The sequence below is a fragment of the Streptomyces sp. NPDC054765 genome (assembly GCF_053612065.1).
In genome coordinates this window covers 22,256-35,807 of record NZ_JBSHBP010000056.1, presented here as the reverse complement: position 1 = coordinate 35,807, position 13,552 = coordinate 22,256, and the positions used below count along the sequence as shown (strand labels likewise).

The window sequence follows — 13,552 nt, the reverse complement described above, 5'->3', positions numbered from 1 at the left end:
CGGGGGATGTCCAGCGCCACCAGGGCTCGACGCCGCAATGGGCGGCAACAGCAACAACAGCCTTCCGCTGCCCCGCAATACGCGGGAAATGCTGACCAAAACGGTACAGCTTCGGGCAACAGAGGAAATGGCGGCCGGGATTCCGCGGCCCGTCCGGCCGGTCCGGTGGCACCGCGGCTGCGCCAGCAGGCGGGAACCATCGGCGGGGTGCGCGTCCAGCAGCTGGCCATCATCGAACTCGCCGCGGCACTGGTACTGGTGGGCTGGGCGATCCATCCGGCCGTGCTGACCGCGGCCATTGTGATCGCGGCCGTTCTGGTCGTTTTCGCGCTCGGGCGGCGGCGGAGGGTTCCGCTGCCGGAGTGGATCACGACCGTGCGCGCGATGAAGCGCCGCGGCAAGGACAGCGCCTCCGTGATCGCGGCCACGCAGGGTGTGGACCCGGCGTTCGCCCCGGTGGTGGAGTGCGAACCGGCGCTGCAGACCTACGAGTTCACCACCGAGGCGGATCAGCGCGCCATCGGGTTCGTCGGTGACGGGACATTCCTGACCGCCCTCGTCCAGGTGGACGCCCGTGACGAGCCGCTGCGGCCGCAGCGCGGCAGCCACATGCTGCCGCTGGAGGTGCTGCACACCGCGCTCGACATCGAGGACATCCACCTCGAATCCGTGCAGTTCGTCCAGTACACCCAGCCCGCGCCGGCGCCGCATCTGCCCGAACAGGCCGTCGCGGCCCGCTCGTACGCGCCGCTGCAGGCCCAGTCACAGACACCGGCGCTGCAGCTGACATGGATCGCGCTCAAGCTCGACCCCGAGCTGTGCTCGGAGGCGATCGAGGCCCGCGGCGGCGGGATGGAGGGCGCCAAGCGTTCACTGCTGCGCGCCGCCGACCAGCTCGTCAGCCGGCTGACCGCGCACGGCGTGCGCGCCAGGGTGCTCGCCGAGCGCGAGGTCGTGGCCGCGATCGGTACCGCGGTGTGCGTCAGCCCGCGGGCCGCCAATGGCGCGATGGGCCGTGACGGCCGGGCGGCCCGCCGCACCCAGGAGACGACCCGGGCGGTGCGCTGCGACGACCGCTGGCACTCCACGTACTGGATCGGCCGGTGGCCCCAACTGGGCGAGGGCGGTGCGCCGTTGGCGGCCGTCACCCAGCTGCTGACCAGCACCAGGGCGATGGCCAGCACCTTCGCGCTGACCGCCACGCACGGCGGGGGCCGCGCCCCGGCCATCTCGGGTTACGTCCGTCTTTCCACCCGCAGTGAGAACGAACTCTCCGCCGCTCAGAGCGAGTTGGAGCGCCGTTCCGGTTCCGTGAAGGTCGGGCTCGTACGGCTCGACCGGGAACAGCTGCCCGGCCTGCTGGCCACGCTTCCCCTCGGAGGTACCCGCTGATGGCCTCTCCCACCTATCAGCCCCGTGTCAACACCAGCGGCAACGGCTGGCGCAATCCCCCCATCGGCGGCAGCGGCACCGGCGGTGGCCGGCTGTCGCACCAGCCGCGTCCGGAGCAGGAGCAGTCGGGCCCGAACGGCCTGAAGCCCCGGCCCGGCTTCGGCCTGCGCGGCCCCCGGCGCAGCCCGCACGTCCTGACGGCCGAGTCGCTCGCCGCGCTGACCCTGCCGGTCGGCGACGACGGCGTGATCATCGGCATCGACCCGCAGAACCAGCCCGCCGTGCTGAGCCTGCTGCGGCCGGCACCGATGGAGATCGCGCTGGTCGGCAGCATGTGGATGGCACAGGTGCTGGCGCTGCGTACGGTCGCCACCGGCGCCCGGGTCGCGGTCGAGACGGCGCGGCCGCCGGCCTGGGGGCAGATGGCACAGGCCGCGGGCGGCGGACAGCAGTGCGTCTCCGTCCACGATGTGCGTCAGATCGCGCCCCAGGGGCCGTCGATTTCCAGCCCGGTGCTGGTCGTACGGGACATGGGTGCGCGGCCGCCGCGCAATCAGCTCGCGCCGAGCCCCTGGCAGTCGGTGCTGACCGTGCTGCCGTTCCTCGGACCGCGGTCGCCGCAGCTGCTCGGCCGTGCCGATCTGGTCGGCCTGCAGCGGCTCTCGCCCGAGGAGGCGGAGGTTGTGACGCGAATCATGCGGCTGCCGGACCAGGTCCGTGCGGTGCTGCCGACGCTCAGCGACAACGCCCTGCTGTGGTGCTCGCGCGACGGCCACCAGTTCGTCATGACCCAGCCCACGGAAGCGGAGACCAACCTGCTCGGCGGGCCGCGCCGCATGGACTGACCACCGGTGCGGGCCGGTTGACCGCGGGGCGCTGCGCGCCGCGCACGAGCCGCCGGCCGCAGGCAGGTCTTACGGGCGCACCCATGGGTGCGCCCGTACGTGTGCCGAAGGGGCTTGAAGACGACACGGCACCGACTGCCGCTGGGGGCCGACTCTTGATTAGGCTGTGTGGGAGAGCCGCCGGAGCACAGCACGACGGCAGTAGAAACGGGGACGGAGACAGTTAGTGTTGGCGCAACCCCGGGTGGTGTGTTCCGACTTCCGCTACATCCGATCGATCCGCCTGTATCCGGTCCTGCCGTTCAGGTGCGTTGCAGTACACCAGGAGGCACAGTGAACGAGCAGGAGGCTTTCCGTCCGGAGGGAAACGATCCTGACGACGACCAGTCCGAGTTCGACCTGACCGGTGAGTTCAAGATCGATTTCGCCGCACCGGCCTGGTACGCGAGCAACGACACCAGTGGTGAGGGCACGAGCGCCGCCTCCCCCGCGACTCCTCCTGCGTCTTCGCCCACCACTCCGGCCGCCGAGTCCCAGCCCCCGCACGGGCCGCCCACGGGCCGGCCGCTGACCGGGCCCGCCCAGGGTGCGCCCGGAATTCCGCAGCAGGGTGCGCCGACGGCCCCGCCGCCCGTAGCGACCGCACCGCCCGGCTTCCCGACGCTGCGCCCGCAGGACACCGGCAGGGACACGCCGGCCGCCGCACCTCCCGCTCCGGAGGCGGCCGCGGAGGCCGCGCCGACCTCGTCGACCGCTCCGACCTCTCCGGCCTCTCCGGCCTCGAACGAGGACGCAGGCTCCGGCAATCATCGCGCCGGCACCGGTGTCGACCCGTCGGCCTCGCTCTGGGACGACGATGACGAGGCGCCGGAGGCGGTGAGCCCGTCCGAGCCGGAGGCCTCACCCACCACGGCGGCCGAGGCCGCACCCGCCGCCGCGGCGCCGCAGCCGGCAGCCGTGGAGGTGTCTCAGGCCGCTGCCGAGGGCGGAGGCGCGGCTCCTGATGCTGCCGCTCCCGATCGGCCCCGGCCGGCCCCCGAGGCCACCGCACAGGGCGCACAACCCGCCCAGGTCCAGCCGCAGCCGCAGCCGCAGGCGAGCACGCCCCAGCAGGGTGTGCCGCAGCAAGGCCTGCCGCAGCAGGGCGACCCCCGGCAGACGGCTCCGCAGAACGTCCCCCAGCAGGGAATCCCTCAGCAGGGTGCTCCCTGGGGCGCCGCGCCGGAGGGGCCGCAGCAGCGTGTTCCGCTGCCGCCGCTGCCGCCGGAGTTCCAGCCCGCGGACCCTCGAACGGCGCAGGCGCAGGCCGGTCAACAGTCGCAGCAGGGCCAGCAGCAGGCCTCGGCCCAGCAGCAACAGCAGGCGCAGTACCAACCACAGGCACAGCAGCCGCAGGCCGGCTACCCGCAGGCGCAGCCCGCTCAGCAGGGTGGCTACCCCCCACAGCAGCAGGGCGCGCCCGTACAGCAGCAACAGCCTGCGTACGGTTACCCGCAGCCCGCGTACGGCTATCCGCAGCAGGGCCGGCCGCAGCCGCAGCACCAACCGCACCCGACCGCACCCCAGTCGGCGTACGGCTATCCGCAGACCGGCGCGCAGGGCTACCCGCAGCAGAGCCAGTACCCCCAGCAGGCGCAGCACGGCTACGACCAGCAACAGGCGGCCCAGGCCCAGGCGGCCCAGGCCCAGGCGGCCCAGGCGCAGCACGGCTACGACCAGCAACAGGCAGCTCAGGCGCAGGCGGCACAGGCCCAGGCGGCACAGGCTCAACAAGCCCAGCAGGCGTATCAAGCCCAACAGGCCCAACAGGCCCAGCAAGCCCAACAGGCTCATCAAGGCCAGCAGGCCCAGCAGGTTCAACCGGCCCAGCAAGCCCAGCAGTCTCCATACCAGCCGCTCCCCGGCCGGCAGGCCGGCGACCCGAACGCGGCGGCGAACTACGCGTCGTACTCGCAGCCGGGCCAGCAGCAGCCGCAGCGGGCCGCTCCCGGCGCGCCGCTCGGTTACAGCGCCGCCGTCGAGCTGACCTCCGACCGACTGCTGCGCAACCAGCCCAAGAAGCGCAAGCCGGGCGCCAATGCCCAGCCGTCCAAGTTCAAGCTGGGCGCGAAGAAGGAAGAGGCGGAGCGGCAGCGCAAGCTGGAGCTGATCCGTACGCCGGTGATGTCCTGTTACCGGATCGCGGTGATCAGCCTCAAGGGCGGTGTCGGCAAGACCACCACGACGACCGCGCTGGGCTCCACCCTGGCGTCCGAACGGCAGGACAAGATCCTGGCGATCGACGCCAACCCGGACGCCGGCACGCTCGGACGCCGGGTGCGCCGTGAGACCGGTGCGACCATCCGTGACCTGGTGCATGCGATCCCGCATCTGCACAGCTACATGGACATCCGCCGGTTCACCTCACAGGCCCCCTCGGGCCTGGAGATCCTCGCCAACGACGTGGACCCCGCGGTCTCCACGACGTTCAACGACGAGGACTACCGGCGGGCGATCGACGTCCTCGGCCGGCAGTACCCGATCATCCTCACCGACTCGGGTACGGGTCTGCTCTACAGCGCGATGCGCGGAGTCCTCGACCTCGCCGACCAGTTGATCATCATCTCCACCCCGTCCGTGGACGGTGCGAGCAGCGCGAGCACCACCCTGGACTGGCTGTCCGCACACGGCTACGCGGACCTGGTGCAGCGCGGTATCACGGTCATCTCGGGAGTGCGCGAGACCGGCAAGATGATCAAGATCGATGACATCGTGTCGCACTTCGAGACCCGCTGCCGCGGTGTGGTGGTCGTCCCCTTCGACGAGCATCTCGCCGCCGGGGCCGAGGTCGACCTCGACATGATGCGGCCCAAGACCCGTGAGGCGTACTTCCACCTCTCCGCCCTGGTGGCCGAGGACTTCACGCGGGCGCAGCAGACGCAGGGGATGTACCCCCAGCAGCAGATGGGCGGCGATCCGTACGCCCAGCAGCAGTACGCCGCCCAGCAGGGTCAGCCGCAGCCGGCACAACAGCCGCAGCAGCCGCAGCAGCCGCAGCAGGGCCAGCCGCCGGCCGGTTACCCGCCGCAGCAGGGCGGCTGGACGCAGCAGCCCGCCCAGCCGCCGGCCCACTGGCAGCAGCAACAGCCCGCTCCGGACGCACCGCAGCCGGAGCAGCCGGGCCTGGCCCCGGGGTGGCAGCAGCAGCCGCCTCCGCAGTGAGACTGGCGTCACGCAATGCGGGGCGGGGCCCGGCACCTGTGAGGACACTGTTGGCGAATCCGGCCCGCGGCCCTCGGCGAACTCCATGACCGGCACCGACGCCGGCCGACCGGCGACCACGCCGACTTCTCCCTGTCGGGTACAGCCCACCGAAGTCGGCGTCCGGGAACAGCTCGCCCCACTCGTCACGGCCCCGCATCGCCAGGCTGCCCTTCGGGAACGCAGCCCGCGCCACCCGGCCGTCTTCTCCTCAGGAACCCCGTCGATCTTCCTGGCGTGCAATGACACCGCCCGCCCCAAGCACGACATCGGCCTTGACAACCTCAAGGGGTCACAAAGGCCGTCGTCTCACCACCCGGTTACTGCGCCATTCCTACCCGCCGGTGCCACTGCGCCGGGAGCGTCAACTTCGCTGGTGGCTGATTCACCCTGAAGAAGGATGAACACAAGGGGTGCAACGGGGGCTTTCGGCCATGACAGGGCGGGGTGGAGGGAGCTGGGAGGCATGTGTGGCGGGAGCGGTGCGCCTTCGGCCTCACGCATGACGTCGCGGCGGGAGTGTTCCGGGCGGGTTTCCCAAACCTGCTGAGCCAGGTTGGCCAAAGCTCATCAAATGTCACTTTACGCGTTCGTGTGAATGCGATGCGCTACCCGCGTTCGGTTCCGCCACGACGCGCAGGGGTGCGGCCGGTCGGCGGTGCATTTCCGCAGCATCGAACCGAGGGGAAGAACCATGGCCACACCTCCTGCTGCTCCGCTCCGCGTCGCCCTGGCCAACGGCAGTTTTGAACAGCCCCCTGTGACCGGTGTGGAGATCCTGCCGGACGCCTCACAGACGCAGGCGGCCAAGCGGGTTCCGGGCTGGCTCACCACCGCCTCCGACCACATGATCGAGCTGTGGCATTCGGGCTACCTCGGTGTGCCGGCAGCCGACGGCACCCAGTTCGCCGAGCTCAACGCGTACCAGGTGTCCACGCTTTACCAGGACCTGCCGACCACTCCCGGTACGAAGCTGTACTGGCGGCTGTATCACCGTGGCCGCCAGGGGGACGACACCATGGCGCTGGACATCGGCGCGCCAGGCGCCACGGTGGAGCAGAGGCGTTTCACCGACGGCAAGACCGCCTGGGGTTACTACACCGGTACTTACACCGTCCCAGCAGGCCAGACAACGACGCGCTTCGCCTTCCGTTCCGTCTCTGCAGCCGGCGGCAATCCCAGTATCGGCAACTTCCTGGACGGCATCTTCTTCGGTACCGCTCCCTACGTGGTGCTCGACAAGACCGCGATTCCCACGGGGCCGCTGGATGTGGGCGACGTCGTCACCTACCGCGTCACGGCCAAGAACGAGGGCGGCGGCGGGGCCGAGAACCTCATCCTGACCGACGTCATCCCGCAGGGCACGACATATCTGCCCGGCTCCCTGCGTATCGTCGACGGCCCGAACGCCGGGGCGAAGAGCGACGCGCCAGGTGACGACCAGGCGTACTACGACGCCCAGGCAAACAAGGTTGTCTTCCACCTCGGCAACGGCGCCACCGCCGCGGAGGGGGGCAGTCTGCCCAGCACCGAGGCCCTGCCGTCCGGGAGCACGGTGGAGTACCGGGTCACCATCGACCGGGCCAGCGGCGGCATGCAGATCAGCAACACCGCAACCGCCTCCTACGAGAACCGGCTCGGCGACACGCCAGAGCCATTGACGTCCACCTCCAACGAGCAGGTCACACAGGTCAAACCGGCTGCCGACCTGACCGTGGCGAAGGCAGCCGACGCCACCATCGTCACCGTCGGCCAGACGGTGACCTACCGCATCACCGTCCACAACGCCGGCCCGAACGACGCCACCGGCGTCACCGTTACCGACCAGCTCCCCGACGGCCTCACCTTCCTGTCCGCCGACGGCCCCGGAAGCTACGACCCGGCCACCGGGCAGTGGACCGTGGGAGACCTGACCGATGGCGCCACCGCCACCCTCGTGCTGCGGGCCAAGGCCACCAAAGCCGGCCTGATCAGCAACGTCGCAACCGCCACCGGCAACGAAAAGGACCCCGACGCCACCAACAACACCGACACCGTCAGCGTGTGTGTCGAACCGGCCCCCTCCTGCTGCGACCCCTGCGCCGGCCAGAAGTAGCCCCCAGCCAACCGCCACGAGGACTACTGACGTCACCCCGCATGACTCATCCCCGCATCACGTCACCCCTGCAGCACGTCATCCCTGCAGCACGTCAATCCTGTAGCACGTCATCCCTCGGAAGAGGGAACCGTTCTCGGTCGGACTCCGCCTGGAATCAGCCGAGTTGGCGCTACCGCACCGCTACACCCGCCCACCCCCCGAAGGGGGGTGGGCGGCGGGGAAAAAGGTCAGGCGGCGGGCAACGAGAAAAGCCCCGGAGAACGGGCGGCCCGAAATCACCAGAGGGGTACGGAAGAGCCGTGCCGGAAAGCCTGTCGGAAGGGAAGCGGCGGGAACGACACGGAGGGACGGAGGGACGGAGGGACGGAGCGCAAAAAGGAGCGGCGGAGCCGCAAGAACTCGGCCAGCCGGGCAGCCGGCCCGCCCTGCCCCCTGCGGTCAACCCGCCGAGGCGATCAGTCCCGCCACAGCGATCAGTCCCACCGCAGCGATCAACTCGCCTCCGCGACCAGCCCCCGAGCCAGCTTCACATCGACCGCCATCCGCTCCAGCAACGCGTCGAGGGTGTCGAACTTCTCCTGGCCACGGATGTAGGCGAGGAAGTCCACCCCGACGTGCAGGCCGTACAGGTCCAGGCCGATGCGGTCGATGGCGTACGCCTCGACGGTGCGTGCCTTGCCGTCGAACTGCGGGTTGGTGCCGACCGAGATGGCCGCGGGCATCGCCTCGCCCTCGACCTGCAGCAGGCCCGCGTAAACGCCGTCGGCCGGGATCGCGGTGTGCGGCAGGGTCTCCACATTGGCCGTCGGGAAGCCCAGTTCGCGGCCGCGCTGGGCACCGCGTACGACGACGCCCTCGACCCGGTGCGGCCGGCCCAGGACCTCCATCGCACCGGCCACCTCGCCCTCGGCGACCAGCCGTCGGGTGAGCGTGGAGGAGAACGGCTCGCCGCCGCCGGCCGCCCCGCGCTCGTAGAGGTCGATGACCTCCACGCTGTAGTCGTAGGTGGTCCCGAGCTCGGCGAGGGTCTCGACGTTGCCGGTTGCCTTGTGCCCGAAGCGGAAGTTGGGGCCCTCGACGACGACCTGGGCGTGCAGCTTGTCGACCAGTACCTTGGCCACGAAGTCGGCCGGGGCCAGCTTCGAGAACTCCTTGGTGAACGGGAGGATCAGCACCGCGTCCACCCCCAGCCCGGCCATCAGCTCCGCACGCCGGTGGTGCGGCGCCAGCAGCGGCGGGTGGGTGCCGGGCCGCACGACCTCGCTCGGGTGCGGGTCGAAAGTGACGACCACCGCGGGGATCCCCAGCTCACGGGCGCGCGCGACGGCCTTGCCGATGATCAATTGGTGGCCGCGGTGCACTCCGTCGTACGAGCCGATGGTGACGACGCTGCGTCCCCAGCCCTCGGGGATGTCCTCCAAGCCACGCCAGCGCTGCACAGTGCCCGCTCCTCGCCCGAACCCTTGTCCGTCCATTGCGCCAATTCGGCATGGCGCAGGTCTAAGACTGCCATGCCGCGGGTGATGCTCCGCGCGAAGGGTGGCTCCGGGCACCTGCCCGAGCCTCCGTGCGACCCTGGTCCGTCGATTCGCCCGTCCGTCGATTCCCCCGTCGATCGCCCGACCGTCCGGCCATCGCCCGTCCAACACCCCGACCGTCCGGCCATCGCCCGTCCAACACCCCGACCCTCCGGCCATCGCCCGGCTATCGATCCGGCCCTCCGGCGATCCGTCGCCGGCCAACCGTGCCATGCCCACCGCCGGTCAACCGTCCCACGCCCGCCGGTGCGTAGCGGCATCCCCGGTCAGCTGTGACACCCGGCGAGCGTGGCACGGGCGCCGGGGCCCACCATCGCCGCCCACTCCCCCGGCTCGTCCGCCACCCAGTCCTGCACCCGACGGGCGAATCCGGGCACCCGCCGCCCCAGTTCCACCAGCCGCCGGTCGAAGCAGGCCGCGCCCTCCGGCGTACGGACCAGCAGCATTCCGGTGCGGTGCACCAGCTCGCGGGTGCGCTCCGCCGGCCGCCGCTCCGCGCCCTCGGCGGCCGCCCGCAGCAGCGCCTCCAGCACCCGCGTGTCCCGGCCGCCCTCGTCGTACGCGCCGCGCGGAGCCGCGTACGACGCCTCGTGCGCCAGCAGCGCGTCGAGCAGTTCACGGCGCAGCGGGACCGAGTCGCCGGAGCCGGTCTCGGCCATCACGGCGGCGAGTGCGCACCGGACCGGTACGGGGGACCGGGTCAGCAACTCCACGGCCAGCGGACGGAGCGCGGCGCGGGCGGCCGGGCCGCGGTCGAGGCGGCGGTCGAGGAACTCCGCCACCGGCCGTGCGGCGCGGTCCGGGCACTGCCGGGCACAGTCGCGGACGAGGTCGGCGACGCGGGCGGCGAGGTCCGGCGCATCGACGCGGGCGAGCATCCGCAGCAGCGCGGCCGCCACCGGCGGGCCCTCGCCGCCGACCAGCCGGGCCCGGAAGGCCTCCAGCACCGGCCCCGGGTGATCGTCGAGGGCCGCCTGGAACGCCGTGGGCGGCAGCTGGGGATCCCCCGCGACGAAACGGGCCAGCGCCCGGTCCAGGAACCGGGAGCGGGTGGCCGGGTCGCCCATCAGCAGGGCCAGCGCGGAGCCGTGGTGCGCGCTGTCGGCGCTCCGGGCGAGGAGGCAGAGGGCGGCGTAGCGCAGCAGGGCCCGGTCAGCATCGGCGACGGCATGACGGGCGGCCCGCAGGCCGTACGACACCGCGGCGGCCCGGCGCTCGGGACGCTCGTCGTGCGCCCAGCGGTCCACGGCCCGGCACACCGCCGTCGGCTCGTCCTCGGCGAGCGCGTCCATCAGCTCGTCGCCCTTGGGATGCGCGGCCTCCACCAGCGCCTCCGTGAGCGCATCGAGCGCCCGGTGGCGGTGGGTGTGCAGCAGCGCCTGCGCGGCGGCGGCCACCGTGATCTCGGACGGCGGGGCGGCTGCGGCGGGAGCCGTGCCGCCGTCTTCCGCGTCGGCCCGTTGCAGCGGGCGGGTGTCCTCGAACCAGGCGCACAGCAGCGGCTGCATCCGCTCCGGATCCCTGCGCAGCAGCCCGGCCGCGGCATCGAGGAACCGCGGCGAGCGGGCCGCGGCGGGCTCGGTCCCGGGCCCGGCGACGGCCTCTGCGGGGGTTCTGTCCTCGGTGCCGGTCCCGGCGGGAGCGGGGCGCGGGCCACTGGTGGCGTCGGTCCAGCCGTCGCCGCCGGCCGCGGACGCCGGATCGTCGGCGGGATGGACGCGTACGCGTGGGGCCGGTGCGAAATGTCGCCCCGCGCCTGTCCCGTCACCGGACCCGGTGACCGGCGACGGGTCACCCGGCGGAGGCTCGGACGGCGACGGGTCACCCGGCGGAGGCTCCGACGGCGACGGAGGACCCGGCCACGACGACGCACCGGACCGCGCCGGCCGATCCGACCACGACGACGGGCCGGACGCCGACGACGCACCGCCCCGCACACCACCCGCACCACCCGCACCACCCGCACCACCCGCACCGGCACCTTCCCCGGCCCCCCGCCGCAGCACCCGGCCCGGCACCCGCCTCGCCCCGCCGTGTGGCCCATCCGCCGGCAGCAGGCGGCGCAGCAGATCCATCCGGTCCTCGTCGGGCAGTGCCAGCCGCTCCCAGAACCATGGCCCGAACGCCTCCAGACCCGTGTGCACGAAGCCGCCCGCCCGGAGGGACCGTTCCGTGATCCGGTCGGCGAGCAGCCGCAATACGCCCGTGTACGGCCGCGCGTCGGGGACCCGGAGCAGTACGCCGGACAGCAGATGGGCGGCCCACCAGCGGCCGTCCACGGCGTAGCCGGCCGGCGGTCCGGCCGCGGGGGCGGTCGCCATCGGCACCAACTCCGCGAGCCGGAAGGTCAGTTGTACGCTGCCCTCACGCCTGCCGAGCAGCAGCAATGCCTGGACGGCCGGACCGGTGCGGTGCCCGGGGGCGGGCAGCAGATCGAGGTCGACATGAGCGCCCTGCAGCCACTCCGCGAACTCCTCGTGCACAAAACGGTATCCGGTGCCGGCCGGGACCAGCAGCCCCTCGGCCAGCACCGCGGAGGCCCAGCCGGGCTCCCGCGGAAAGACCTCCTCGAACGACATACGGTCCAGCGCGCCCGGCCCGGGGCCGAGACAGCGGCGGGCCGCCTCGTGCACCTGGCCGGCGACCTGGGCGGCCAGCCGGCGGACGGCGGTGCCGCGCAGCGCGGGCCGGTGCGCGGCCGCGAGCCGTACGGCGATGCGCAGGCACACCAGGTCCAGATAGGCGTCGAAGATCTGATGGCGATCAGGCGCGCCGAGGCCACCCGGATCGTCCTCCGGTCCGGCCCCGTCCCCCTCTTCCCGTCCGGCCCCGTCCCCCTCTTCCCGCCCCTGTCCGGCCCCCTCCCCCTCGGCCGGCACCGCACCGGCCTCGCGCCCCTCGGGCATCGCCGCACCGGCCTCCTCCCCCTCTGCCAGCGCCGCACCCACCTCCGCGAGCAGACGCAGGGCCAGCGGATGGCGGGCGTCGGCCGCGGCCGGTGTGCCGGGCGGCAGGCCGTAGCGGCCACGGGCACGCTCCGCCGCCTCCTCGGGGAGGTCACCCAGCTCCACACAGGCGGGCAGCGCGGGCACCGGACGGCGCGGACGGTGCAGCATGCCGGGCGGGAAGAGCGCACCGGTCCGCTCCCAGTACTCGGGGCGGCAGGCGATCACCAGCCGCACATCGGCCGTACGCAGCCAGTCGGCCGTCGCCTCGGTCCACCCGGCCAGCCGCTCCCGCCGCGCCAGGGCCTGCGGCATCTCCTCCGGCCCGTCGAGCAGCACCAGCAGTGGACGCCCGGCCGCGGACGCCGCACGGGCCACGCCCTGCGAGGTGGTGTCCGCCGGATCACCGGCCGTACGGCCCGCCCCGGCGACGCTCCGGCCGGCGAACCGCAGCGCCCGCTCGACCGCGGTGCGTACCCCGTCGTCGCCGGCCCGCAGTTCCGCGCCGCGCAGCCAGACCGTCGGTGCCGGTTCCGGGTCCTGTGCCCGGCGGGCCGCGAGCCCGGCCAGCTCCGTGCTCCGCCCGGTCCCCGGCTCCCCCACCAGCCCCAGCACCCGCGCTCCGGCCGCCCCCCGGGCCTCCTCGAAGCGCACGAACTCCGCGACGGTATCCGGCCGTTCGACCGGCTCCCGCCACAGCCGCAGCCGCCCGGTGGCGCCCATCGACACCTCGCCGAGACGCCGTGCGCCGGCCGGGTTCAACTCACTGCCGTAGGCCGGAACGGTCGCCGCATTGCGCGCCAGCAGCACGGCCAGCGCACCGAGGGGCGCGGCCTCGGCGGCCGCGCGCAGCGGAATCGCGAAGCCGCCCGCCCGGCGCCCGAAGGGACTCTCCCCGCCTCGGGCGCGGGCGGGAGCCTGGGGGTGCAGCGCGGTGCCGAGGATGCCGAGCACCGCGCCCGTCCGGGCGTCCAGCACCGGCCCGCCGACCGCGGGACCGCCCAGCCGCAGTGCCTCCCGGCCCCCGGCGCAGAGTCCCAGCTCCAGCGTTTCGTCGAGGAGGTGGACGCGCTCGGCGGCCGTGTACATCACCCCGGAGCCCGGCCCGACGACCGTGCCGTCCAGCCAGCCGCCCGCCCAGAGGCGCGCGGCGGTGCCCGCGGGCGGCCGGCCGGCGGCGATGGGCAGCGGCGTGAGCCGGTGCGGCCCGAAGTCGCCGGCCCGTACGAGGGCGAGTCCGGCCTCCGGAAGGGGCGTGAGGGCGTCGGCCGCCACCACGCAGGTCCATCCGCCGCCCCCGGCCGCGCCGCCGCCGGCGCCGTCCGCCATGGGCTGCAACACCAGCTGCGTCGCCCCGTCCACCGCCTCGTGGCTGGTGATCACGGTGCCCTCGTGGTCCGCGAGGAACCCCGTACCACGCGTCCGACCTGCCAGATCGCGGATCCGCACCAGTGCCACGTCCGCATCGGCGTCCAGCAATGCCATCGCCGGTCC

6 protein-coding genes are annotated in these 13,552 nt (G+C 73.1%); 4 read left to right on the top strand and 2 right to left on the bottom strand.

The window, feature by feature from the left end; all coding sequences use genetic code 11:
* Window positions 1-165: 165 nt before the first annotated feature.
* The 4 genes from eccE to ACWGJY_RS28530 all read left to right on the top strand — a co-directional run bounded on the left by eccE (window position 166) and on the right by ACWGJY_RS28530 (window position 7,572).
* A complete protein-coding gene (eccE, locus tag ACWGJY_RS28545; RefSeq protein WP_453263735.1) occupies window positions 166-1,392 on the top strand; it encodes a type VII secretion protein EccE in 1,227 nt (408 codons plus the stop codon).
* Window positions 1,392-2,237: a hypothetical protein gene (locus ACWGJY_RS28540; RefSeq protein ID WP_453263734.1), complete on the top strand. Its 846-nt coding sequence runs from the start codon at window positions 1,392-1,394 to the stop codon at window positions 2,235-2,237. Before eccE ends, ACWGJY_RS28540 begins: the two co-directional genes overlap by 1 nt.
* A gap of 333 nt (window positions 2,238-2,570) precedes the next feature.
* Window positions 2,571-5,438: an SCO5717 family growth-regulating ATPase gene (locus ACWGJY_RS28535; RefSeq protein WP_453263733.1), complete on the top strand. Its 2,868-nt coding sequence runs from the start codon at window positions 2,571-2,573 to the stop codon at window positions 5,436-5,438.
* 733 nt (window positions 5,439-6,171) lie between these two features.
* Window positions 6,172-7,572, top strand: a complete 1,401-nt coding sequence (locus ACWGJY_RS28530; RefSeq protein WP_453263732.1) for an isopeptide-forming domain-containing fimbrial protein — start codon at window positions 6,172-6,174, stop codon at window positions 7,570-7,572.
* A gap of 494 nt (window positions 7,573-8,066) precedes the next feature.
* Here ACWGJY_RS28530 and ACWGJY_RS28525 read toward each other — a convergent pair whose 3' ends face one another.
* Both ACWGJY_RS28525 and ACWGJY_RS28520 read right to left on the bottom strand, forming a co-directional pair.
* Window positions 8,067-9,014 (bottom strand): bifunctional riboflavin kinase/FAD synthetase, encoded by a 948-nt coding sequence (locus ACWGJY_RS28525; protein ID WP_453263731.1) that lies wholly within the window; start codon window positions 9,012-9,014, stop codon window positions 8,067-8,069.
* 365 nt (window positions 9,015-9,379) lie between these two features.
* Window positions 9,380-13,543, bottom strand: a complete 4,164-nt coding sequence (locus ACWGJY_RS28520) for a hypothetical protein (protein WP_453263730.1) — start codon at window positions 13,541-13,543, stop codon at window positions 9,380-9,382.
* Window positions 13,544-13,552: the final 9 nt, after the last annotated feature.

Bases quoted from the DNA above. Each gene is read 5' to 3' on its own strand.
- ACWGJY_RS28540 (WP_453263734.1), top strand. From the start codon at position 1,392: ATGGCCTCTCCCACCTATCAGCCCCGTGTCAACACCAGCGGCAACGGC.
- ACWGJY_RS28530 (WP_453263732.1), top strand. From the start codon at position 6,172: ATGGCCACACCTCCTGCTGCTCCGCTCCGCGTCGCCCTGGCCAACGGC.
- ACWGJY_RS28520 (WP_453263730.1), bottom strand. From the start codon at position 13,543: ATGGCATTGCTGGACGCCGATGCGGACGTGGCACTGGTGCGGATCCGC.